The sequence below is a fragment of the Pseudomonas sp. SZ40 genome (genome assembly GCF_052958135.1).
This window is the reverse complement of the sequence record NZ_JBQWIF010000008.1, coordinates 150,668-174,276: the sequence shown is the minus strand read 5'-3', so window position 1 is coordinate 174,276 and position 23,609 is coordinate 150,668. Positions and strand designations below refer to the sequence as shown.

Below are 23,609 nucleotides of genomic sequence, written 5' to 3'. Positions count from 1 at the left end.
CGGAATTGGTAGACGCGCTGGTTTCAGGTATCAGTGACCGCAAGGTCGTGGAAGTTCGAGTCTTCTCCTGGGCACCAAATTCAAAAAAACCGAGCCAATGGCTCGGTTTTTTATTGCCTGCAGAAAGGCTGCAAGCTGGCATACAGCGCCCCTTGCAGCCTCACGGCCAGCCTCTGCTTCCACTTGAAGCTTATGGCTTGCCGCGCTTTCAGACCTTGAATTGACCGAGACTGGCCTTCAACTGCCCTGCCAAGCCATCGAGCACGCGGCCGCTATTGGCCGTCGCTGCCACCGCCTCGGCAGCACGCTGAGCCTCGGAATGAATCACCTCGACCCGCCCTCGCACCGCATCGGCGCCTTCGGCCTGATGAGCGGCCGCCTGTGTAGCGGCATTGATGGCGCCATGCACATCCTCCACCGAACGCTGTACCGCCTGCTGGATGCGCGCGCTCTCGCGCAGCGCCGCCAGCCCCTGGTCAGCCTGCTGACCAGCCTGACCGATCGCGCCGACCGCCTCACGGGCGCCCTGCTGCAGGGCAACGATGTGCGACTGGATATCGCCGGTCGACTGCTGGGTCTTGCTAGCCAACGCCCGCACCTCATCGGCGACCACGGCAAAACCACGACCGCTCTCCCCCGCCCGCGCCGCCTCGATGGCAGCATTGAGCGCCAGCAGATTGGTCTGCTCGGCAATCGAGCGAATGACGGTCAGCACCACCTCGATCTGCTCACTCTGCTTGGCAAGTCGTTCGATCACCGCCGAACCCGCATCGACCCGCTGCACCAGCTCTTCAATGGAGCTGCCGACACGATTGGCGATGCTGGCATTCTCCTGGGTCGCCTGGCGAATGGCCTCGACCCGTTGCAGGGCCTCCTGCATGGCGCGACTCTCGGCCTGCGCCTCGTCAGCCATCGAAGCCAACGCCTGGAGGCTGGCCGCCACCTCGTCACGCTGTCTTTTAGCCGCTGATTCAGCCGCGGCGCTTCGCGTGCTCAACGCATTGATTTCCTGCCCCGTACGCACCGCCACCTCACCAGCCTCACGCACGATAGGCTGCAGCTTGGCGACGAAACGATTGACCGCCGACGCCATCTCGCCGACCTCGTCACGGCTGTCGATCTCGATGCGCCGGGTCAGATCACCCTCGCCGGCCGCCAGATCGTCGAGCGCGGCGATCAGGGTACGCAGACGCACCACCACGCGGCGACCCAGCACCACAGCCAACGCCAGCAGCACGCCCAGACCGACCACAGCCAGCCCCAGCCCGATGCGCCAGCGCAGATTCGAGGCCGCAGCGTCGACCGCCGCGCTGGTATTGGCCGACATTCCCTGAGCCGCCTGTTGCGCGGCAGCCAGGCGCGCCGACAACGCGGCGGCACTATCGGTGGAAGCACCGGCAAGGCTATCGGCAACCAGCTGACCGCCGCTGGCAAGCAACGCCTCGAAGCGTGAGTCGATAGCGGCCAGCTCGGCATCGATGGCGGAGGTGGACACGCCCATCAGCACCTTGCCAATCTCGACCCCGTTAGGGCTGATACCGGCCTCGACGAAGTACACGGTAGGATCGCTCTTGGCAGCGTCGATGACCTTGTCCAGCGCGCGCTCACCGGCTCCTTTCTCGAGCATGGCCTTGACCTGCTCGTTCTGGCGGTTGAGGTAACGGGTCAGATGGTTACCCTCGGCATCGTCGTAAATGACGAAAAGCACATTGGGGTTACGCTGCGCACGCCGGGCGAATTCGGAGAGCGCCGGAATATCGGAGTCCCACATGGCGCGTGGCGCGACAGCCGCGAGCAATTGCGCCAGATCATTGGCGGAATCCTTCAGGCTCTTCTCCAGGCTGGCGCGCATCTGTACGCGCTCCTCGCCGAGGCGGCTGGACAGACCTGCGGAAAGACTCTCCCGGGTACGAACCGAAAGACCACCCAGGCTGGCAGAAACCTCTTGATTGGCCTGCTCCAGCTCGCTGGAAAGGCGCCCGGCATCACTGCCCAACTGCCGCTCCAGATCACTGACCAGGCCATCGACCGTACTGCGGGTCAACGCCAGCACCAGCAGCACCTGAACGAACAGCGCGATACCCAGCGCAATGAATACGGGCAGCAACAGACGGCTGCGAAACAGGGACAGAACAGCGACCACGGGCAAATCCTCCGACCGCCAGAGGAGCGGCAACTTCAAGGTAGGATCAAGACGAAGCAAAGCGCGTGCCGAATGACGGCACATTGCCAGATTGCGCCCGAGCACGAGTGCCCGTCAAATGAAAACGGGCCGCACAAGTGCGGCCCGTTCCGGTTACCTGCTCACGACTCCAGGGGGAGCCGCCAGCGCTCAGGCGAAGGGATGACGCAGCACGATGGTCTCGTTGCGATCCGGCCCGGTGGAGATGATGTCGATCGGCGCACCGACCAACTCTTCCACGCGCTTGATGTAGGCACGCGCGTTGGCCGGCAACTCTTCCAGGGTCTTGGCGCCCAGGGTCGATTCGCTCCAGCCCGGCATCTCTTCGTACACCGGCTCGAGACCGATGTAGCTGTCGGCGTCGGTCGGGGCGTCGATGACAGCACCGTTCTCGTTCTTGTAACCCACGCAGATGCGGATGGTTTCCAGACCGTCGAGCACGTCCAGCTTGGTCAGGCACAGGCCCGAGATGCTGTTGACGTCGATGGCACGACGCAGGATCACCGCATCGAACCAGCCGCAGCGACGGGCGCGGCCAGTGGTCGCACCGAACTCATGGCCACGCTTGGCCAGGAACGCACCGACGTCGTCGAACAGCTCGGTCGGGAACGGACCGGAGCCCACCCGAGTGGTGTAGGCCTTGGTGATACCCAGGATGTAATCCAGGTACATCGGGCCAACGCCGGAACCGGTGGCGATGCCACCTGCAGTGGTGTTCGAGCTGGTCACGTACGGGTAGGTACCGTGGTCGATATCCAACAGCGAACCCTGGGCACCTTCGAACATGATGTCCTTGCCGGCACGACGCAGGTTGTGCAGTTCGGCAGTGACGTCGAGCATCATCGGCTTGAGCAGCTCGGCGTATTCCATGCACTCGTCGAGAGTGGTCTGGAAGTCGATGGCCGGCTCCTTGTAGTAATTCACCAACTGGAAGTTGTGGTAGTCCAGCAACTCGCCGAGCTTGGCGGCGAAACGCTCACGGTGGAACAGGTCACCGATACGCAGACCGCGACGGGCGACCTTGTCTTCGTAGGCCGGGCCGATACCGCGACCGGTGGTGCCGATCTTCAGCTCGCCACGGGCCTTCTCGCGCGCCTGATCCAGGGCAACATGGTAGGACAGGATCAACGGGCAGGACGGGCTGATACGCAGACGCTCGCGCACCGGCACACCCTTCTCTTCCAGCTTGTTGATCTCGCGCAGCAGAGCGTCAGGCGCAACCACCACGCCGTTGCCGATCAGGCATTGCACGCCTTCACGCAGCACGCCCGACGGAATCAGGTGCAGCACGGTTTTCTCACCGTCGATCACCAGGGTGTGACCGGCATTGTGGCCACCCTGATAACGCACTACGGCGGCCGCATGCTCGGTCAGCAGATCGACGATCTTGCCTTTGCCCTCATCACCCCACTGGGTGCCCAGGACGACGACATTCTTACCCATAACACTTGTCCTCTTCGCGCAAGCTTGAGCCGGTCACGGCCGGCGAAAGTAATTCAGAATAGACGACCACAGCGGTCGCTCAGCCCAGCGCCAGCACTTGCCAGCGACCGTCCCGCAATAACAGTTGGCGATCACAGCGGGCCTGCTCGGCCTCGCTCAGTTCCTGACCCGGCAATGCCTGCACCACGCGCTCACCGTCGGCGCGCAGACGACGAACCGCCTGCCACAGGTAAACGTCATGACTGTCCGGAGCCCAGATGCCAGCCGGCTCTTCGCCGAGCGGCATACGCCCCAGGGTGACCAGCGTCTTCAGGTCGGTAGAGAAGCCGGTTGCCGGACGGGCGCGACCGAAGTCGGCACCGATATCGTCGTAACGGCCGCCCTGGGCGATCGCCTGGCCGACGGCCGGCACGAACGCGGCGAATACCACACCGGTGTGATAGTGATAGCCACGCAGCTCACCCAGATCGAAGTACAGCGGCAGCTCTGGATAGCGCAACTCCAGGGCATCGGCGATGGCCAGCAAATCATCCAGCGCGGCGTGCACGTCGTCCGGCGCCTCGACCAGACAGGCCTGGGCCAGATCCAGCACATCACGCCCGCCGCACAGCTCGCCGAGCGAACGCAGCATGCGTCGCAAGGCGTCCGGCAGCGCGTCGGTCAAGGCATCGATCTCGTCCATGGCCTTGCGCTGCAGGGCGTCGAACAGCTGTTGCTCGACCTCCCCAGACAACTCGGCGGCACGCGCCAGGCCCCGGTAGATACCGACATGCCCAAGGTCCATATGCACGTCCGGTACCTCGGCCAGCTCGAGGGTATCGACCAGCAGGCTGATCACCTCGACGTCACTGGCCGGGCTGGCGTCGCCATACAGCTCGGCGCCCAACTGAATCGGGCTGCGCGATGTGGTGAGCGCGCGCGGCTGCGCATGCAGCACGCTACCGGCATAGCACAGCCTGCTCGGGCCTTCACGACGCAGCGTATGCGCGTCGATGCGCGCCACCTGCGGCGTGATGTCGGCACGAAAGCCCATCTGCCGGCCGGACAGCGGATCGGTCACCTTGAAGGTGCGCAGATCTAGGTCCTGCCCGGCGCCGGTCAGCAGCGATTCCAGGTATTCGATATGAGGGGTTACCACGAATTCATAGCCCCAGCGCTGGAACAGATCCAGCACCTGACGACGCGCAACTTCGATGCGCGCCGCTTCCGGAGGCAATACTTCTTCGATCCCATCTGGCAGCAGCCAGCGGTCTACGGTCGCCATTTCGCCATTTCCCTCTTGATTCGGGCGGCACAAGCCTTCAGTGGAGCGGATGGAAGGCCGAACGCGGCAACAGGCCGGTCAGCTCCAGGAACGGGCATCGAGACGATCAGTGAATTGATTGCACGAAGCCCCCACGCCAGGGGCGCGGAAAGGGACAAGGTCAAAAGCCTTGAAAGACAGAACGTAACGCTCAGTTCGTGCCGCATGATTCCCACAGGCGTAAAAAAGCCGGGATTTTCCCGGCTGCCGCATCATACCACGCCAAAAGCCTCAAGCCACAAGCTTCAAGCGACAGGCGAGCACATGGCATCGACCTGCAGCTTGTAGCCCGCGACTTACAGCCTTATCAAGGCTTGGACTTTTCCAGATAACGGAAGAAGTCGCTGCTCGGATCCAGCACCAGCACGTCACGCTTGTCGGAGAAGCTCTCGCGATAGGCGTTCAGGCTGCGGTAGAAGGAGTAGAACTCCTGATCCTGGCCATACGCCTTGGAGTAGATGGCAGCAGCCTGGGCATCACCCTCACCGCGCAGCTCCTCGGCCTGGCGATAGGCTTCAGCGAGCAGTACACGCTGCTGACGATCGGCGTCGGCACGAATACCTTCAGCCAGCTCCTTACCCTTGGCACGATGCTCACGAGCCTCACGCTCACGCTCCGAACTCATACGATCGAATACGCTGCGGTTGACTTCCTTGGGCAGGTCGATGGCCTTGACGCGAACGTCCACCACTTCGATACCCAACTCACGCTGCGCCGCCCGGTTGAGCGAAGCAGTCACGTCAGCCATCAGAGCATCACGCTCGCCGGACACCGACTCGTGCAGCGTGCGCTTACCGAACTGGTCACGCAGCGATGCCTCGAGACGACGCGACAGACGCTCGTCGGCGATCTGCTTCATGCCCGATGTTGCGGTGTAGTAACGCTCGGCATCGAGCACACGCCATTTGGCGTAGGCATCGACCATCAGCGCCTTCTTCTCGAGCGTCAGGAAGCGCGAGTTGACGGTATCCAGCGTCAGCAGGCGCGCATCGAACTTGCGCACCTGGTTGACGTAAGGAATCTTCACGTGCAGGCCAGGCTGCACGTCAGGCTGGACGATACGACCGAACTGCAGAAGTACCGCTCGCTCGGTTTGCGCGACGATGTAGAAGCTGCTCCAGGCGACCAGCGCCAGCACAACGCCTACGATCAGAGTCACCAGTGATTTATTGCTCATCAACGGCCCTCCCTTGTGCGCAAATCGGTCTGCCCAACGTTATTGCCTACCCGTGCGCCCAGATCGGCCGCACCAGCGCCAGCACCGGCAGCATTGCTGGAAGCACCGCTACCACCACGGCTGTCGATCATCTTGTCCAGCGGCAGGTAAAGCAGGTTGTTCTGCCCCTTGTCGCCAGTCACCAGCACCTTGCTGGTATTGCTCATCATCTGTTGCATGGTGTCCAGATACAGACGCTCGCGAGTCACCTCGGGAGCCTTGCGGTACTCGGCGACCAGCGCAGTGAAACGATCCGCCTCACCCTGGGCGCGGGAGATCACTTCATCGCGATAACCACTGGCATCCTCGATCAGACGCTGGGCCTGACCACGGGCCTCCGGTACCACGCCATTGGCGTAGGTTTCGGCCTGGTTCTTCTCGCGCTGCTCGTCTTCACGGGCACGAATCACGTCATCGAAGGCTTCCTGCACTTCACGCGGCGCCGCAGCGCTCTGCAGGTTCACCTGAGTCACGGTGATACCGGTGCGGTAGGTGTCGAGGAAACGCTGCAGACGCTCACGCACGTCACCAGCCATCTGCTCACGGCCTTCGGTCAGCACCTGATCCATCTCGGTGGAACCGACAACGTGGCGCACGGCACTGTCGGTGGCATGCTGCAGACTGGTCTCCGGCATGTCGACGTTGAGTACGAAGTCCTGCAGGTTGCTGATCTTGTACTGCACGGTCAGCGGTACTTCGATGATGTTCTCGTCTTCGGTCAACATCTGCCCTTGCTTGCTATAAGCACGCTCACGGGTGACGTTTTCCTGAAACTTGCGATCGATCGGCGGGAAGTAGATGTTCAGACCCGGACCGACGGTCTCGTGGTATTTACCGAAACGCAGCACGACGGCCTGTTCCTGCTCATCGACCACATAGATAGCGTTGTACAGCCAAAAGGCGCCCACGACGGCCAGCGCAACGAACAGCAGGCCGAAACCGCCACCCTTGCCTCTGGAACCATTGTTGTCACTGCCGCGTTTCTTGCCGCCACCGAACAAACCATTGAGTTTGTCCTGCAGCTTGCGGAAGGCTTCGTCGAGATCCGGTGGTCCCTTGCGGTCACCGCCGCCACCGCCGCCGTTACCACGACGACCGCCGCCACCCCAGGGATCCTGATTGTTCGAATTGCCACCCGGCTCATTCCAAGCCATAGCGCTCTCCATACTGATAAAGCAAAGACGCGCCAACGGCGCGCCCACCAATGCTACAGAATGCCCGCTTGCAGCGGCAAAATCACCGCTGCAGGCTTTATTGCAAAGTGTGTTGCTCGATGAATTCTAGCGGCTGCAGGCCTTCGCGGCTGACCAATCGGTTCAACTCGACGCGGGGAATGCGCACCTGCAGAAGACTGCTGCCGTCATCGGCATACGACTCCTGCTGCACCGCACCCAGCTCGAAGAACTGCGCCCGCAGACGCGCCAGTCGCTGAGGCAACTGCAAGGTCGCCACGAACAGGTCATCGCCCAGCAGCTCGGCCACGGCCTGCTTGAGCAGCGGCAGGCCGCGCCCGTCACGGGCAGACAGCCAAACACGTTCAGGCCGACCATCGGCATTGCGTTGAATCTGCGGTTCGACACCTTCCAGCAGATCGAGCTTGTTGTAAACCTCGAGCACCGGCAGATCCTGTGCGCCGATTTCACCCAGCACCGCCAGCACCTGCTCGATCTGCGCATTGCGCTCCGGCTCGTGAGCGTCGATCACGTGCAGCAGCAGATCGGAGTTGCTCGACTCCTCGAGCGTGGCGCGGAAGGCTTCGACCAGCTTGTGCGGCAAATGACGAATGAAGCCCACGGTATCGGCCAGCACCACCGGCCCAAGATCGTCGAGCTGCAGGCGACGCAGGGTTGGGTCGAGGGTGGCGAACAGCTGGTCGGCCGCGTAGACGTCCGACTCGGTCAACGCGTTGAACAGCGTGGACTTGCCGGCGTTGGTGTAGCCGACCAGCGAAACGGAGGGGATGTCCGCGCGCTTGCGCCCGCGGCGAGCCTGCTCGCGCTGACTGCGCACCTTCTCCAGCTTCTGCTTGATCTGACGGATGCGCACGCGCAACAGGCGCCGGTCGGTTTCCAGCTGAGTTTCACCCGGGCCGCGCAGACCGATACCACCTTTTTGTCGCTCGAGGTGAGTCCAGCCACGCACCAGGCGCGTGCTCATGTGGTCGAGCTGAGCCAGCTCAACCTGCAACTTGCCTTCGTGAGTACGGGCGCGCTGGGCGAAAATATCGAGAATCAGTCCGGTACGATCGAGCACGCGACACTCGAAGACACGCTCGAGGTTACGTTCCTGACTGGGCGTAAGGACGTGGTTGAAGATGACCAGGTCGGCCTCGTGGGCCTTGACCTGATCACGCAGCTCTTCCACCTTGCCGCTACCGATCAGGAATTTCGCAGTGGGCCGACTGTTCGGCACACTGAAAAACGCCACGGCGTCGGCACCAGCGGAAAGCGCCAGTTCCTGAAACTCCTGGGGATCCTCGCTCGCCTCGGTGTTCTGGCTATCCAGATGAACCAGGATGGCCCGTTCACCCCCTTCATGGCGCTCGAAGAACAATGCAGCCCCCTGGATTAAGCGTTGCCTGGCTCGGACTCAGCCTGTTCGGACTCGGAAGCACTCGGCAGACGAACCGGACGGCTCGGTACCACAGTGGAGATAGCATGCTTATAGACCATCTGGCTGACGGTGTTCTTCAGCAGGATGACGAACTGATCGAAGGACTCGATCTGGCCCTGCAGCTTGATGCCGTTGACCAGATAGATGGAAACAGGGACGCGTTCCTTACGCAGGGTGTTCAGGTAAGGGTCTTGTAGCGAATGCCCTTTTGACATGTGCCGCACTCCTAAATGGGTCGATAATTGAATAGTTTTTGAACGGTTTTCTTTAACCAGTAAAACGGCTTTGGCACGTCTTCCCCCAAGGATAGACGGCCCGCGGCGAGGTCTCAGGTCAATATGGAGACCGTCGCCAAGTATTTCAAGGCACGTGGCAGATTGTCGCAATCGAGACTGTCCAACCAGTGCACATTTTCCCAACTACGCAACCAGGTGAACTGCCGCTTGGCCAGTTGACGAGTGGCGATGATACCCCGCTCACGCATCAACGGCGCGCTCAGACGCCCTTCCAGATGTTCCCACACTTGCCGGTAACCCACGGCCCTTATGGACGGCAACTCGGCGTGCAGGTCACCTCGCCGATGCAGGCGTTCGACCTCGGCGACGAAGCCCTGTTCCAGCATCAGATCAAATCGTTGCGCGATTCGTTCGTGCAGCGTCTGTCGCTGGGCCGGCGCGATCGCCAGTTGCGCGACAGTATAGGGGAAACGCCCCGCTCCTGAGCTGTCTTCGTTCTGACGCAGACGCAATTCGCTCATGGTCATGCCGCTGACCTTGAAGACTTCCAGGGCGCGCACCAGACGCTGCGGGTCATTGGGGTGGATGCGCGCCGCCGATTGCGGGTCCACGGCATGCAATTGCTCGTGCAGCACATGCCAGCCGTCGCGCTGACCACGCGCCTCTAGCCCGGCTCGGACCTCGGCGTCGGCTCCGGGCATGTCGGCCAGGCCATCGAGCAGGGTCTTGAAGTAGAGCATGGTGCCGCCCACCAGCAGGGGAATGCGCCCCCGCGCGGTGATTTCGGCCATGACCGCCAGCGCATCGCGACGAAACTCGGCAGCCGAATACGCATCGGCCGGATCACGAATGTCCACCAGATGGTGAGGAAACGCCTCCAGCGTGGCCCTGTCGGGCTTGGCGGTACCGATATCCATCCCCCGGTAGACCAGCGCGGAATCCACGCTGACCAGCTCGCAGGGCAGCACGCGCGCCAGCGCCAGGGCCAGGTCGGTCTTGCCGGCAGCGGTCGGGCCCATCAGAAAGATGGCGGGAGGAAGGCAGGACATCGACAGGACTCGGATAAACGGCGGCCCATTTTCAGGGCACGGGCCGTCACTCGCAAGCACGACCCGCCGGTTACTGGCCGCGCATGAACAATTTGTCCAGCTGGTCCATGCTCATCTGCGTCCAAGTCGGCCGGCCGTGATTGCATTGACCACTGCGCTCGGTCTGCTCCATGTCGCGCAGCAAGCCATTCATCTCCGGCAGGGTGAGCCGGCGATTGGCACGCACCGCACCATGGCAGGCCATGGTGCCCAGCAGTTCATTGAGGTGAGCCTGAATACGATCGCTGGTACCGTATTCGAGCAGATCGGAGAGCACATCGCTGACCAGACGCGTCGCCTCGGCCTGCTTGAGCAGCGCCGGGATCTGACGGATCGCCAGGGTTTCCGGGCCCAGACGCTGCAGCTCGAAGCCCAGCTTCTGGAACCACTGGCCATGTTCCTCCGCACAATCGGCCTCGCGCTGGCTCACCGCGATGGACTCCGGCACCAGCAGTGGCTGGCCGCGCAGCCCTTCGCTGGCCATCGCCACCTTGAGACGCTCGTACATGATGCGCTCGTGGGCGGCGTGCATATCCACGACCACCAGGCCATGAGCGCTTTCGGCAAGAATGTAGATGCCCTTGAGTTGAGCGATGGCGTAGCCGAGAGGCGGAATATCACCCTGTGCGTCCGGCAGTGAGACAGGAGCACTGCCCGCGGGCATCGGTGCGAAGAACTCCCGATACACACCCTGGGCTTCGGCCGCAGGTAGCGACGCCTCGCTGCGCTGCCCCTGATAGCCGGCGCCCGGAGAACGCCAGACGGACTCCGCAGGGCGCTCCAGCACGCTGGCTGCCAGGCCCATCTCGCCCTGGGGGCCGAATTCGCCAGCAGCCTGGCCGGTAGGCCGCAGCATGGTTTCGACGGCCGCCGGCGTGGCCAGTTGATCTTCAGGCCGCACTTCGCCCAGCGCCCGGTGCAGGGTGCCGTAGAGGAAGTCATGAACCGTGCGCCCCTCACGGAAGCGCACCTCGTGCTTGGTGGGATGCACGTTCACATCCACCGCCGTCGGATCGATCTCCAGAAACAGCACGAAGGTCGGGTGGCGACCATTGAACAGCACATCGCGATAAGCCTGGCGCACCGCATGGGCGACCAGCTTGTCGCGCACCATGCGACCGTTGACATAGAAGTACTGCAGATCCGCCTGACTACGGGAGAAGGTCGGCAAGCCGACCCAGCCCCACAGGTGCAGGCCGTTGCGTTCGATGTCGATGGGCAGCGCCTGCTCGAGGAAACCCGAACTGCAGACCGACGCGACCCGCCGGGCGCGACTGGCGTCGTCGTTGGCCTCGTGCAGCGAGAGAATGTTCTTGCCGTTGTGGCGCAGGTGAAAGGCCACGTCGAAGCGCGCCAGCGCCAGGCGCTTGATCACTTCCTGCAGGTGATCGAACTCGGTCTTCTCGGCCTTCAGGAACTTGCGCCGTGCCGGGGTATTGAAGAACAGGTCACGCACTTCCACCGACGTGCCGACCGGGTGCGCGGCGGGCTGCACGCGAGGCTGCATGTCACGGCCTTCGGTCTCCACCTGCCAGGCCTGATCGGCATCGGCAGTGCGCGAGGTGAGGGTCAGCCGTGCGACCGAACTGATCGATGCCAGGGCCTCACCGCGAAAGCCCATGCTCATGACCTGTTCGAGATCCTCGAGCTCGCGAATCTTGCTGGTGGCGTGGCGAGCCAGAGCCAGCGGCAGGTCATCGGCGGCGATGCCACGACCATCGTCACGCACCCGCAGCAGCTTGACGCCACCCTGCTCGACATCCACCTCGATCCGCTTGGCGCCCGAGTCCAGGCTGTTTTCCAGCAGTTCCTTGATCACCGAGGCCGGGCGTTCGACCACCTCGCCGGCGGCGATCTGGTTGGCCAGCCGCGGGCTCAGCAGCTGGATGCGCATCGCTTCACTCATGGCTGGGCAGCCAGCGAAGTGGCGGGAATCTGCAGGGTCTGGCCAACCTTGATCACATCGGACTTGAGGGAGTTGGCGCTGCGCAACGTGGCCAGGCTGATCTGGTAGCGCTGGGCGATCAACGCCAGGCTTTCGCCGGAACTGACCCGATGCTCGCGTGGCCCCTGGGCGATCTTGCCGTTGTCACGCAGCCAGGCGATATAGGTACCAGGTGGCGGGTTCTGCTCGAAGAACTGCTTCACGCCGGTGACGATCGAGCGCGACAGGCTCTGCTGGTGGCTGGCGGAATGCAGCTTGCGCGCCTCGCTGGGGTTGGAGATGAAGCCGGTTTCCACCAGGATCGACGGAATGTCCGGCGATTTCAGCACCATGAAACCCGCCTGTTCGACCCGGCGCTTGTGCAGCGGCGTGACTTGGCCCATCTGCCCGAGAACCTTCTGGCCAACGTTCAGGCTGGACGACAGCGACGCCGTCATCGACAGATCGAGCAGCACGCCGGCGAGCATCCTGTCCTTGTCTTCGAGGCTGACGTTGCCGGCCCCACCGATCAGGTCGGACTGGTTTTCCGCATCCGCCAACCAGCGGGCGGTTTCGGAGGTGGCACCACGATCCGACAGCGCATATACCGAGGCACCGAACGCCGCAGCCCGGGGCGCGGCATCGGCATGAATGGACACGAACAGATCGGCGCCCTTCTTGCGGGCGATCTCGGTGCGCTTGCGCAGCGGGATGAAATAGTCGCCGGTACGCACCAGTTCGGCACGGAAACCTTTCTGGGCATTGATCTGGCGCTGCAACTCCTTGGCGATGGACAGGGTCACGTGCTTCTCGAGCTGCCCCTTGACCGGCCCCAGAGCCCCGGGGTCCTCGCCACCGTGCCCAGCGTCGATGGCGATCACGATATCGCGCTTGCCGCCTGGCACCGGCGCCAGCTTGGGCGGCGCCTGGGTCGGCGTGACCGGCACTGGCGGCGCACTGGCCGTGGTGGTCGACGGCAGGCTTGGCGCGGCGTCCGAGGCTTGGTCGAACAGATCGACCACCAGGCGATGGCCATATTGCTGATTCGGTGCCAGCGTGAAACTCTTCGGCGTAACCTGAGATGACAGGTCGATGACCACGCGCAGATCGTCAGGGGTCCGCTGCGCAGAGCGCACGGACGTGATCGGTGTATTGCTCAGCGCGAGCTTGTCCAGCGGCGTCACCAGTTTGGCACCGCTGATATCGATAACGATGCGATCCGGGGCAGACAGGGTAAAGACGCTGTGCTGCACCGGCCCGGAAAGGTCGAAAACCAGACGCGTGTTGTCCGGCGCGCGCCAGAGGCGAACGCTGCGCACATCCGACGCGGCCCACACGTCGACCGCCATGACCGTCAACATCAGCCCGACCGCGATCAATCGCGCGCCTATGCGCATACCCGCCCCCACTTTCTTGTTCATGCTCTGGCAGCCAATTCGGCGCACCAGCTATCACCCTTCGCGCCATGGCTGCGAAGTAGCAGCGACCGGCCACCCGCTCGCGGGGTAATGGTAATGTCCATGTCGGCCTTTGGCAAAACGCCTACACCGCGCTGTGGCCACTCGATCAGGCACAGGGCGTCGCCCTCGAAGTAGTCACGAATCCCCAGAAACTCCAGTTCCTCGGGATCGACCAGCCGGTACAGGTCGAAATGGAAAGCGCGGACCGTGCCGATTTCATAAGGCTCGACCAGTGTGAAGGTGGGGCTCTTGACCGCGCCCCTGTGGCCCAGGCCTTGCAAAATGCCACGCGAGAGCGTGGTCTTGCCCGCTCCGAGGTCGCCTTCGAGGTAGATCACCCCACGTCCTTCGGTGACATTGGCGATACGCGCGCCGAGCGCCAGCATGGCGTCCTCATCGGCGGCGAACAGTTCTATTTCCGACAAGCGGCTCGCTCCTGTAACAAATGGCGGATAGCGTCGCACAGATCGCTCGCCGCCAGACCATTTCCTTTTCCTGCCAGATACTCACCCGCCCCGGCGTGCAGCCAGACGCCCAGGCCTGCAGCCTGCCAGGGCGTGCAACCCTGAGCGATCAGGGCGCCGATCAGCCCGGCCAGCACATCCCCCAGGCCTGCACCGGCCATCACCGGGTCGCCTCGGTCGCAGACCAGCAAGCAGCCCATCGGGTCGGCGATCAGCGTACCGGCACCCTTGAGCACGCAAATCACCTGATAACGCTGGGCCAGCGCCCTGGCAGCAGCCGGACGATCTGCCTGCAACGCCCGAGTCGAGATGCCCAGCAGACGCGCAGCCTCTCCCGGATGCGGGGTCACCACGCTGCCCGGAGGAATACTCACCACCCCCTCGGCCAGCAGATTGAGCGCATCGGCGTCCCAGACCTGCGCGGCCGGCGCCGTCACTGCGACCGACAGCAGGCTGCGTCCCCAGGCGCTCTGGCCAAGCCCGGGCCCGACCACCCACACCGTGATGTTGCCACCAAGCCCATGCAACTGATTGGCCGAGGCGACCGCCAGGCTCATGACTTCCGGCAGACGACTCTGCGCTGCCGCGAGATGCTCGCCGCGGGTCGCCAGGGAGACCCTACCGGCACCGCTGCGCAGGGCACTGTGCGCCGACAGCAGCGCAGCACCACCCGTGCCGTGATCGCCGCCGACCACCAGTACATGCCCAAGCTGGCCCTTGTGAGCGGTTGGTGCCCGCGCGGGCAGGTGCGGCAGAACATCGCCGGCCAGACGCTGCGCCACCCACGACTGGTTCGCGACATTCGACTGCAGGTCGTCGAACAGCAGGCGGCCGACATGGTCGAGCGCCTGGCCTACAAACAGGCCCACCTTCAAGCCGATCAGGGTCACGGTGAGCTGGGCGGCCACCGCCACGCCCAGCACCTGGCCGGTATCGGCGCAGATACCCGAAGGGATATCCACCGCCAACACGGGGCGAGCGCTATGATTCATCCATTCGATGGCCGCCGCGTAAGGCTCGCGCACGGCGCCTGCCAGACCGGTGCCAAGCAATGCGTCGACGAGCACGCCCCGTGCTTCGTGGCCTGCCTCCCAGGCAAGCACTTCGACACCGGCGGCCAGGGCCTCATCGCGGGCCAGCGCCGCGTCGCCCTGCAGACGCTGCGGCTCGGCCACCGCCAGCACACGAACCTGCCACCCGGCACGCACTGCCAGCACGGCCAGCAGATACCCATCACCGGCATTATTACCGTGACCGGCCAGCACGGTGACCGCACCGGCATCCGGCCAGCTGCGGCGCAGGGCCCGCCAAATGGCGTGCGCAGCACGCTGCATGAGCGCGAAACCGGGCGTGCCGGCAGCGATCAGCTCGGCGTCCAGCGCGCGCACCTGAGCGGCGCTGTAGAGCGCAACGGGAAGATCGTCTGATGAATGCCGCATGCCTGTGCTCCGATGTCTGGCAGAATTATACGTCGACTATCCAGATTCCCGCCCAGCATGACTGACGCCACCCCCGACCTCACCAGCCTCGCCCAGTCCATCAAGGACTGGGGGCGCGAACTGGGCTTCCAGCAGGTTGGCATCAGCGGCCTGGAGCTGGGCGAACACGAGGCGCACCTGCAGCGCTGGCTGGATGCCGGCTACCAGGGCGAGATGGACTATATGGCCGCACATGGCCGCAAACGTTCACATCCGGACGAACTGGTACCCGGCACCCTGCGGGTGGTCTCGCTGCGCATGGACTACCTGCCCGGCGACACACAGATGGCGCAACGCCTGCAGGAACCTGAAAAGGCCTACGTCTCGCGCTACGCCCTGGGCCGTGATTACCACAAACTGATCCGCAAACGCCTGCAACAATTGGCCGAGCGCATTCAGCAGGCCATCGGGCCATTCGGCTACCGCGCCTTCGTCGACAGCGCACCGGTGCTGGAAAAGGCTATTGCCGAACAGTCGGGCCTGGGCTGGATCGGCAAGAACACGCTGGTACTCAACCGCAAGGCCGGCAGCTACTTCTTTCTCGGTGAGCTGTTCGTCGACATCCCGCTGCCCGAAGACCCGCCCCACGGCAGCGAACACTGCGGTCGCTGCAGCGCCTGCCTGGACGTCTGCCCGACGGCGGCCTTCGTCGGCCCTTACGTGCTCGATGCACGGCGCTGCATCTCCTACCTGACCATCGAACTGAAAGGTCCGATACCCGAGGATCTGCGAGCTCCCATTGGCAACCGCGTGTTCGGCTGCGACGACTGCCAGATGGTCTGCCCCTGGAACCGCTTCGCCAAAGCCACCGAGCAGGGCGACTTCCAGCCACGGCACAGCCTGGACAACGCCGAGCTGGCCGAGCTGTTTCGCTGGAGCGAGGAGGAGTTTCTCAGCCGCACCGAGGGCTCACCGCTGCGCCGCGCCGGCTACGAGCGCTGGCTGCGCAACCTGGCCGTCGGTTTGGGCAACGCACCGTCGACCATCCCGGTGCTGGAAGCGCTGCAAGCGCGCCGCGAGTATCCGTCTGAGCTGGTGCGCGAGCACGTGCAGTGGGCGCTGGATCAACACGCCAGACGCGCCTAGGGTTACGCCTTCGGCCAACCCAGGCTACTGGCTTCTAGGCTTGCGGCTTGACGCTGCCGCCCTCAGACCTTGAGCAGGTGCTGGCGGTAGTACTTGAGCTCGGCGATCGACTCGCGGATGTCGTCCAGCGCCTGATGGCTGCCTTTTTTCAGAAAGCCATCCTTAACCCCAGGCGCCCAGCGCTCGGCGAGAATCTTCAGGGTCGAGACATCCAGGTAGCGGTAGTGGAAGTAGGCTTCCAGTGTCGGCATGTAGCGGTAGAGGAAGCGGCGGTCCTGCCCGATGCTGTTGCCGCAGATCGGCGACTTGCCCTTCGGCACCCACTTTTCCAGGAAGGCGATGGTCTGCGCTTCGGCTTCGGCCTGGCTGACACGGCTCTCGCGAACCCGCTGGGTGAGGCCGCTTTCACCGTGGGTGCGCGTGTTCCACTCGTCCATGGCGGCCAGGCGTTCATCGCTCTGGTGCACGGCGATCACCGGGCCTTCGGCCAGCACATTGAGCTCGGTGTCGGTGACGATGGTGGCCATCTCGATGATGACGTCCGTCTCGGGATCGAGACCGGTCATTTCCAGGTCGATCCAGATCAGGTTCTGTGGATTCTGCATGCTGCGCTCCTCTGTAGTGCCGCCATTCTAGCTAATCGCCGCGCCCTGCGCGCCGTCGATCTCCCAGAGCAGCAGGCGCGAATCGCGCCAGTCCTTCAACTGCACCACACGCTGCGGCGCCACACCGGGAATGTCGAAGGTGTTGCTGATCAGCCAGGCACCTGCTGGCAGCTCGAGCCGGGCCTTGTCCCAGAGCGCCGGCATGGGCGCCGGGGACAGGAAGCAGTAGGCCACGTCGATCGCGGCAAGGTCGCTGCGCCAGAGGTTCTGGTAACGAATCTGGCAATTGCGTTGACCGATGCTGCGCAGCCAGGCGATGGCATAGGACAGCGGCGCAGTCTCGACGCCGGTGAAGCGGGCCTGGGGAAAGCGCCGCGCCAGCCATAACAGCGTGCCCGCCGGGCCGCAGCCGAGATCGACGAAAGCGAAGCGCTCACCCCGCTCCTCCAGCAACCGCGCCAGCTCGCGACGGCTACCAGCGCCGGTGAGGTACAGCGGCACCCGCTCGGAGAAACTGTTCCAGTTGAACAGCAACAGCAGCAGGAACCCGAGCAGAAACAGCCAGGACGGCAACGGTGCTCCACTGGCCAGCAGCAGAGCGGGCGCGAACAGCAGGTTCAGCCACCACCACCAGCGCGACAGGCCGAACCAGCGCGCCAGGCTGGCCGACAGCAGGCCATGCAGCAGACCGGCCGCCAGCGGACTTGGCCGCCAGCTGGACAACTGCGCGACAGCGACGATGGCCAGCCCCATGCACAGGGTGACGACGAGCTGGATCAGCAATGCCAGCAACGCTGGGTAGCGCTCACCCAACCGATGCAGCGCGCGATAAAAGACGGCCATGCCACAAGGCTCAATGAAAGATGGATGGCCAGTCTAGCGCTGGCATGCGCAAATTGCCGCCCTCGGGGCATGCTAGACTCGCCTCCATTTTCAGCGCATCACACACTCGGAAGCCCCATGGCCAAACGCCAACTCAACCGCCGGCAAAACTGGCGCATCGAAAAAATCCAGGGCGAACGTGCCGCACGTGCGGCCAAACGCGAATCCCGCGTGGTGGAAACCCTGGAAGGCGGCGATCTGGGCCCGGAACAGACCGGCCTGGTGATCGCTCACTTCGGTGTGCAAGTGGAAGTCGAGGCCACGGACGGCGAGCTGTCAGGCCAGATTTTCCGCTGCCACCTGCGCGCCAACCTGCCGACTCTGGTTACCGGCGACCGGGTGGTGTGGCGCCCCGGCAACCAGGGTATTGGCGTGATCGTCGCCCAACTGCCACGCGACACCGAGCTGTGTCGCCCGGACACCCGTGGCCAGCTCAAGCCGGTAGCGGCCAACGTCGATCTGATCGTCATCGTCTTCGCGCCACTGCCCGAGCCCCATGCCAACCTGATCGACCGCTACCTGGTTGCAGCCGAGCATGCCGGCATCCGCCCACTGCTGCTGCTCAACAAGGCCGATCTGATCGATGCACAGAATGAAACGGCGCTGAACGCATTGCTCGGCGTGTACCGCCAGTTGGGTTACCCGCTGCTGGAAGTGTCCGCCCTGGAAGGTGATGGCATGGAGCAGCTCAAGCAGCAGCTCGATGGCAATATCAGCGTATTCGTCGGCCAGTCCGGTGTGGGCAAGTCGTCGCTGGTCAACAGCCTGCTACCGGGCGTCGACACCCGAGTCGGCCCCTTGTCCGAACTGACCGGCAAGGGCACACACACCACCACCACGGCACGGCTGTTCCATTTCCCCGGTGGCGGCCAGCTGATCGACTCACCGGGTATCCGGGAATTCGGTCTGGTGCACGTTAGCCGGGACGACGTGGAGGCTGGCTTCATCGAGTTCGCCGAGCTGCTCGGCCATTGCCGCTTCCGCGACTGCAAGCACGACCGCGAGCCAGGCTGTGCACTGCTCAAGGCATTGGAGGATGGGCGCATTCAGCCGCAGCGGATGAACAGCTACCGGCACATTCTCGCCAGCCTGCCGGAGGCCGAGTACTGAATGAGGGCAGCAGCGCCCAGGCACCACTGCCCGGGCGTACCCACTCAGCGGGCTTTGGCCATGCAGCCCGATCACTCCTCGGGCTGATCCACCTGCAGCGTGCCGTCTTCGAAGATGTTCAACCGTTCACGCACTTGCTCGTTGGATAACGGCGCACCAGCCGGTGCACCAGTACCACCAGCACCACCAGCGGGCGCATCCGGTGCTGGATCGGGCGCCAGCTCGCCGCCACCCTGCTCACCTTCGATGTTGCGCTGAGCCTTCTTGGTCAGCACCACGATATCGATACGGCGATTGACCGGATTGAACGGATCGTTGCGGTCGAACAACGCCGAAGATGCATACCCGACCACCCGCGCCACCTGAGCATCGTCGTAACCTGCTGCGATCAACACCCGACGCGCGGCGTTGGCGCGGTTGGCCGACAGCTCCCAGTTGCCGAAACCACCAGCGCCGGCGAACGGCTTGGCATCGGTATGACCGCTGACGCTGATCTTGTTCGGTACCGCCTTGATGGTGTCGGTCAGGGCGAACAGGATGTCCTCGAAATAGGGCTGCAACTGGGCGCTGCCCAGGGCGAACATGGGCCGGTTCTCGGCATCGACGATCTGAATGCGCAGACCGTCCTGGGTAATCTCGAAAAGAATCTGATCCTTGAAACGCTGCAACTGCGGGTCCTGCTCGACCTTGTTCTGCAGTTCCTGCAGCAGCAACTCCAGACGCTCGCGCTCCACCTCTTCGGCCTTGGCCTCGGCCTGCTCGGCGTCCAGTTCGGCAGGATCCTTGGGATCAGTGTCCGCTTCGTCCCCCGGCGCCTCCTGGGGCTGTTCGTTGAGGGTGCGATCCGGCGATGGGGTCGGCGAGCCGCCCAGGTCGATGACGTAGGGGCTGGCACTTTCAGAAAAACCGATAGGGTCCTTGAAATAGCCGGAAATCAGCTTCTTCTGCTCGGGCGTGGCCGAGGACATCAGCCACATCACCATGAAGAAGGCCATCATCGCCGTGGCGAAGTCGGCGAAGGCGATCTTCCAGGCACCACCATGGTGGCCCCCGGCGACCTTCTTGACCCGCTTGACGATAATCGGCTGGTTGTTTTCCATGGTGCTTAGTTCCCGCGCATTGCCTGTTCAAGCTCGCTGAAGCTTGGGCGGTGCGCCGGGTAGAGGGTCTTGCGCGAGAACTCCACCGCCAGCGACGGCGGCATTCCGGAGGCGGAGGCGACCAGGCCTGCCTTGATGGCCTCGTAGACGTTCAGTTCTTCCTTGGCATCGTGTTCGAGGGCGGCGGCCAATGGACCGAAAAAACCATAGGAGGCGAGAATGCCGAGAAAGGTACCGACCAGTGCCGTGCCGACTTTCTCGCCAATCTGCGCGTTGTCCGCCTCGGCCAGGATCGACATGGTGATCACGATACCCAGTACAGCCGCCACGATACCCATGGCCGGCATGCCGTCGGCGATCTTCGCCACGGCATGGGCGGGATGCTCGAGTTCCTCCTTCAGGCCAACCAGTTCCATGTCGAACAGGCCTTCCAGTTCGTGCGGCGCCATGTTGCCCGAGGACATGATGCGCAGGTAATCGCAGATGAAGGCGACCATGCGCTCATCACCCAACACCGCCGGATACTTGCTGAAGATCGGGCTGGCCGCGGGATCCTCGAGATCGGCCTCGATGGCCATCATCCCTTCGCGGCGCGCCTTGTTGAGGATCTCGTAGAGCAGGCGCAGCACTTCCAGGTAGTAATCATGGGTAAAGCGCGACTTGAACATCTTCAACGACTTCTTGAGGACGGTCATGAACATGCTGCCCGGGTTGGCCTGCAGAAACGCGCCCAGCGCGGCACCGCCGATGATCAACACCTCGAAGGGATGCACCAGCGCCATGAGTTTGCCGCCAGACGCGACAAAACCGCCAAAGACGCAAGCGAAGACAACGATGATGCCGATGATTTTGGCCATAAGGAAAACTTACTGAAGTGAAAAGAAAGGGAATGCACGAAACACCCCTTCTACTTATCGGAAGAGATGCGCGAGACTATAGTCAGTTAAGTCTAAAAAAAGCCATTTTGGCATATCCCCATGGTCGCAAGCACGCCGTTACCGCGCACCCTCGATGCCTGGCTCAAGCAGCTGGACGGTCAGGTGTTGCCCATCCCGACCCACTATCACCAGCAGGTTCGCCGCGCCCTGGGCGATAGCCGCCGCTCGCTGCGCGAGATCGCCGACCTGATGCAGGATAGCCCGGCACTGGTGCTCTGCGTGCTGCGCGAAGCCAATCGCAAGAGCAGCAGCCTTGGCGAAGCGGCAGAAAGCCTGGAAACCGCCCTCAATCGCCTGGGCCTGAAACGCGCCGAAGAGCTTTTGATGCGCATACCGGCCAAGGCTGTCGCCGACATTCCCCAGCCGCTGCGGCAGATCCAGTTGATCAGCCAGCATGCTGCGCAACAGGCCAACGGCCTGTTCGCCGCACGCCTCGCCAGGCTGTGGCAGGAAATCCACTGGGGCAGCCTGCTGTTCCTCTCCCCGGTCTGGGCACTGCTGGCGGCTCACCCTCATCTGTTCGAGGCCTGGGAGCAGCGCGTACTGATCAACGGCGAACGGCCGGCGCGGGTCGAACGCGAGTTGCTGGGCATTTCCCTGTTCGAATTGTGCCTGGCGCTGGCCGAACACTGGCGCCTGCCGGCGTGGATCATTCAGGGCTATCAACTGCTGCTCAACGACCGGCGCCTGCTGGCCAAGGCGCTGCGCCTGGCGCGCAAGCACGACGACCCGCTGCGTCAGCAGCAGGAACTGGACGCCGACCCGACGCTGCAGCGTTGGCTGACCCAGCCGGCCAACAGCATCCTGCTGGCCAACGTGCTGGCCGTTTCCGCGCACAACGCCTGGACCGGCAGTCACACCCGGCGCTGGCAGCGGCTCAACAGCCTGTACCTGCAGATGCCACTGCCGGAGCTGCACCAGCACATCCATCAGAATGCTGCGCAAAGCGCACGGCAGCTGGACACCACCGACCTCTGGCACCCGGCCGAGGCACTGCTCTGGCCCTGGAACGTACGGCACTTCCAGCCGCCCAAGCCGGCGCCAACGTCGCCACTCGCCGACTGGCGACAACTGTGCGCTCAACTGCTCGCCCAGCCGACGGCGTTCAGCAACGTGCAGCAACTCACCACCTGCGCCCGCCAGGCCTTGCAGGCGACCGGCCTGTCGCGCCTGCTCATGCTGCTCGCCGACCGCACCCACAGCCGCCTGCAGGTGCAACAGCATGCTGGCGTCGACGCCACCGCCAGCGGCCTGGCTGTCGACCCGGCGCAAAGCCAGGTGCTGCGTCGCCTGCTGCAGACGCCTGCGCAATTGCGTCTCACGCCCGCCAATATCGCCCAGTTTTCCGCGCTGCTGCCGGGCAATCTGAAGGCCCTGCTGCCCAGTGAGCACCTGCTGATCCGCTCCCTGGCCAGCAACGACCGGGTGGTGATGATCCTGTTCGCCGATCTGCACGGCAAACCGATCAGCGATACCGCTTTGCAGGCGTTCGCCAAGACCGCGCAATGCATAGAGCGCGCCCTGGACACGTTCAGCAAACGTAAGCGCTGAACCGCGGCTCTTTTCCCAGGCCCTGGCTGCGCTACAATCCCGTTCTCATTTCTGCCAACGAGGCCCGTATGACTGCCTTCGACGAACTGCCGCTGGTCATCGAGCCCGCGCACCTCGCTACGCGCCTGGAAGAACCGAGCCTGATTCTGGTCGACCTGAGCAGCCGTGCTCGTTATGAGGCCGGGCACATTCCCGGCGCCCGTTTCGTCGACAGCAAACGCACTCAGTTGGGCAGACCGCCGGCACCTGGCCTGTTACCTCAACAGGCTGCACTGGAGCAATTGTTCAGCGAGCTTGGCCATCACCCGCACGCCACCTACGTGGTTTACGACGATGAGGGCGGCGGCTGGGCTGGGCGCTTCATCTGGTTGCTGGATGTAATCGGCCACCCGCGCTATCACTTTCTCAACGGTGGCCTGACCGCCTGGGAGGCTGAGCAGCGTCCGCTGGATCAGGCTGTGCCCGAACCGAAAAGCACACCGGTGCGGCTGTCGCTGAGCGACGAGCCGACGGCCAGCCTCGATTACCTGAAGTCGCGCCTGGGCGCCGACGATCTGGCCATCTGGGATGCCCGTTCGCTGGAGGAGTACCGCGGCGAAAAGGTACAGGCCGCCAGGGGGGGGCATATCCCCGGCGCCATCCACTTCGAGTGGACGGCCGGCATGGATCCCGCCCGCGGCCTGCGTATCCGCGAGGATATCGGCCAGCAGTTGAACCAGTTGGGCCTGAGCGCCGACAAGGAAATCATCACCCACTGCCAGAGCCATCGCCGCTCCGGCTTCACCTATCTGGTGGCCAAGGCCCTGGGCTACCCACGGGTCAAGGCCTACGCCGGCTCGTGGAGCGAATGGGGCAATCTTTCCGATACACCTGTCGAACAGTGAGTGCGACTTGATTGTCCACTTGTAATTCGCCCGGCAAGAAATGCCG

21 protein-coding genes and 1 pseudogene are annotated in these 23,609 nt (G+C 63.6%); 5 read left to right on the top strand and 17 right to left on the bottom strand.

The window, feature by feature from the left end; genetic code table 11:
• The coding region (locus tag ACT9T4_RS09470) for a hypothetical protein (protein WP_499116631.1) at window positions 1-224 on the top strand (224 nt) is incomplete at its 5' end.
• On the opposite strand, the gene ACT9T4_RS09465 is transcribed toward ACT9T4_RS09470, so the two are convergent.
• The 13 genes and pseudogenes from ACT9T4_RS09465 to ACT9T4_RS09405 form a co-directional block, all read right to left on the bottom strand.
• Window positions 209-1,093, bottom strand: a complete 885-nt coding sequence (locus ACT9T4_RS09465; protein ID WP_373565161.1) for a methyl-accepting chemotaxis protein — start codon at window positions 1,091-1,093, stop codon at window positions 209-211. The two genes, ACT9T4_RS09470 and ACT9T4_RS09465, sit on opposite strands and share 16 nt — an antisense overlap.
• Window positions 1,067-1,327 (bottom strand): annotated as a pseudogene (locus ACT9T4_RS09460) (HAMP domain-containing protein); the annotation flags it as partial. The gene ACT9T4_RS09465 and the pseudogene ACT9T4_RS09460, both read right to left, overlap by 27 nt.
• 1,005 nt (window positions 1,328-2,332) lie before the next feature.
• The gene (locus ACT9T4_RS09455) at window positions 2,333-3,625 is read right to left on the bottom strand and encodes an adenylosuccinate synthase (RefSeq protein ID WP_042554469.1); all 1,293 of its coding nucleotides are present in this window, start codon (window positions 3,623-3,625) and stop codon (window positions 2,333-2,335) included.
• Window positions 3,626-3,704: 79 nt separating this feature from the next.
• The gene (locus tag ACT9T4_RS09450) at window positions 3,705-4,889 is read right to left on the bottom strand and encodes an ATP phosphoribosyltransferase regulatory subunit (protein WP_042554468.1); all 1,185 of its coding nucleotides are present in this window, start codon (window positions 4,887-4,889) and stop codon (window positions 3,705-3,707) included.
• A 346-nt stretch (window positions 4,890-5,235) separates the two neighbouring features.
• Entirely contained in the window at window positions 5,236-6,105 is an 870-nt protein-coding gene (gene hflC, locus ACT9T4_RS09445) for a protease modulator HflC (RefSeq protein WP_042554467.1), read from the bottom strand.
• Window positions 6,105-7,298: an FtsH protease activity modulator HflK gene (hflK, locus tag ACT9T4_RS09440; RefSeq protein WP_042554466.1), complete on the bottom strand. Its 1,194-nt coding sequence runs from the start codon at window positions 7,296-7,298 to the stop codon at window positions 6,105-6,107. Before hflK ends, hflC begins: the two co-directional genes overlap by 1 nt.
• A gap of 97 nt (window positions 7,299-7,395) precedes the next feature.
• Window positions 7,396-8,697: a ribosome rescue GTPase HflX gene (gene hflX, locus ACT9T4_RS09435; protein ID WP_179539276.1), complete on the bottom strand. Its 1,302-nt coding sequence runs from the start codon at window positions 8,695-8,697 to the stop codon at window positions 7,396-7,398.
• 14 nt (window positions 8,698-8,711) lie between these two features.
• A complete protein-coding gene (hfq, locus tag ACT9T4_RS09430) occupies window positions 8,712-8,972 on the bottom strand; it encodes an RNA chaperone Hfq (protein WP_042554464.1) in 261 nt (86 codons plus the stop codon).
• 113 nt (window positions 8,973-9,085) lie between these two features.
• Window positions 9,086-10,042 (bottom strand): tRNA (adenosine(37)-N6)-dimethylallyltransferase MiaA, encoded by a 957-nt coding sequence (miaA, locus tag ACT9T4_RS09425; RefSeq protein ID WP_042554463.1) that lies wholly within the window; start codon window positions 10,040-10,042, stop codon window positions 9,086-9,088.
• A 70-nt stretch (window positions 10,043-10,112) separates the two neighbouring features.
• Entirely contained in the window at window positions 10,113-11,987 is a 1,875-nt protein-coding gene (mutL, locus tag ACT9T4_RS09420; RefSeq protein WP_042554462.1) for a DNA mismatch repair endonuclease MutL, read from the bottom strand.
• Window positions 11,984-13,414 carry an N-acetylmuramoyl-L-alanine amidase gene (locus tag ACT9T4_RS09415; RefSeq protein ID WP_373565162.1) on the bottom strand — a complete coding sequence of 477 codons (1,431 nt, stop codon included), beginning with the start codon at window positions 13,412-13,414 and terminating at the stop codon, window positions 11,984-11,986. Before ACT9T4_RS09415 ends, mutL begins: the two co-directional genes overlap by 4 nt.
• A gap of 8 nt (window positions 13,415-13,422) precedes the next feature.
• Window positions 13,423-13,890, bottom strand: coding sequence for a tRNA (adenosine(37)-N6)-threonylcarbamoyltransferase complex ATPase subunit type 1 TsaE (tsaE, locus tag ACT9T4_RS09410; protein ID WP_042554460.1), 468 nt, complete (start codon window positions 13,888-13,890; stop codon window positions 13,423-13,425).
• Window positions 13,878-15,368, bottom strand: coding sequence for an NAD(P)H-hydrate dehydratase (locus ACT9T4_RS09405; RefSeq protein ID WP_499116627.1), 1,491 nt, complete (start codon window positions 15,366-15,368; stop codon window positions 13,878-13,880). The genes tsaE and ACT9T4_RS09405 overlap by 13 nt, the downstream gene beginning before the upstream one ends.
• 57 nt (window positions 15,369-15,425) lie before the next feature.
• Between ACT9T4_RS09405 and queG the strand changes: the two genes are divergently transcribed.
• Window positions 15,426-16,493: a tRNA epoxyqueuosine(34) reductase QueG gene (gene queG, locus ACT9T4_RS09400; RefSeq protein ID WP_179539279.1), complete on the top strand. Its 1,068-nt coding sequence runs from the start codon at window positions 15,426-15,428 to the stop codon at window positions 16,491-16,493.
• A 62-nt stretch (window positions 16,494-16,555) separates the two neighbouring features.
• On the opposite strand, the gene orn is transcribed toward queG, so the two are convergent.
• On the bottom strand, window positions 16,556-17,098 hold the full coding sequence (gene orn / locus ACT9T4_RS09395) for an oligoribonuclease (protein ID WP_042554457.1): 543 nt from the start codon (window positions 17,096-17,098) through the stop codon (window positions 16,556-16,558).
• 27 nt (window positions 17,099-17,125) lie between these two features.
• Window positions 17,126-17,941, bottom strand: a complete 816-nt coding sequence (locus ACT9T4_RS09390; RefSeq protein ID WP_042554456.1) for a class I SAM-dependent methyltransferase — start codon at window positions 17,939-17,941, stop codon at window positions 17,126-17,128.
• Window positions 17,942-18,058: 117 nt separating this feature from the next.
• On the opposite strand from ACT9T4_RS09390, the gene rsgA reads away from it, so the two are divergent.
• Complete coding sequence (gene rsgA / locus ACT9T4_RS09385) at window positions 18,059-19,090, top strand: small ribosomal subunit biogenesis GTPase RsgA (protein WP_042554455.1); 1,032 nt, start codon at window positions 18,059-18,061, stop codon at window positions 19,088-19,090.
• A 71-nt stretch (window positions 19,091-19,161) separates the two neighbouring features.
• Here the strand turns inward: rsgA and motB are convergent, their stop codons facing one another.
• A complete protein-coding gene (gene motB / locus ACT9T4_RS09380; protein WP_042554454.1) occupies window positions 19,162-20,190 on the bottom strand; it encodes a flagellar motor protein MotB in 1,029 nt (342 codons plus the stop codon).
• A 5-nt stretch (window positions 20,191-20,195) separates the two neighbouring features.
• A complete protein-coding gene (gene motA / locus ACT9T4_RS09375) occupies window positions 20,196-21,047 on the bottom strand; it encodes a flagellar motor stator protein MotA (protein WP_042554453.1) in 852 nt (283 codons plus the stop codon).
• 120 nt (window positions 21,048-21,167) lie between these two features.
• On the opposite strand from motA, the gene ACT9T4_RS09370 reads away from it, so the two are divergent.
• Window positions 21,168-22,679: an HDOD domain-containing protein gene (locus tag ACT9T4_RS09370; protein WP_042554452.1), complete on the top strand. Its 1,512-nt coding sequence runs from the start codon at window positions 21,168-21,170 to the stop codon at window positions 22,677-22,679.
• A 68-nt stretch (window positions 22,680-22,747) separates the two neighbouring features.
• Entirely contained in the window at window positions 22,748-23,563 is an 816-nt protein-coding gene (locus ACT9T4_RS09365; protein ID WP_042554451.1) for a rhodanese-like domain-containing protein, read from the top strand.
• Window positions 23,564-23,609: the final 46 nt, after the last annotated feature.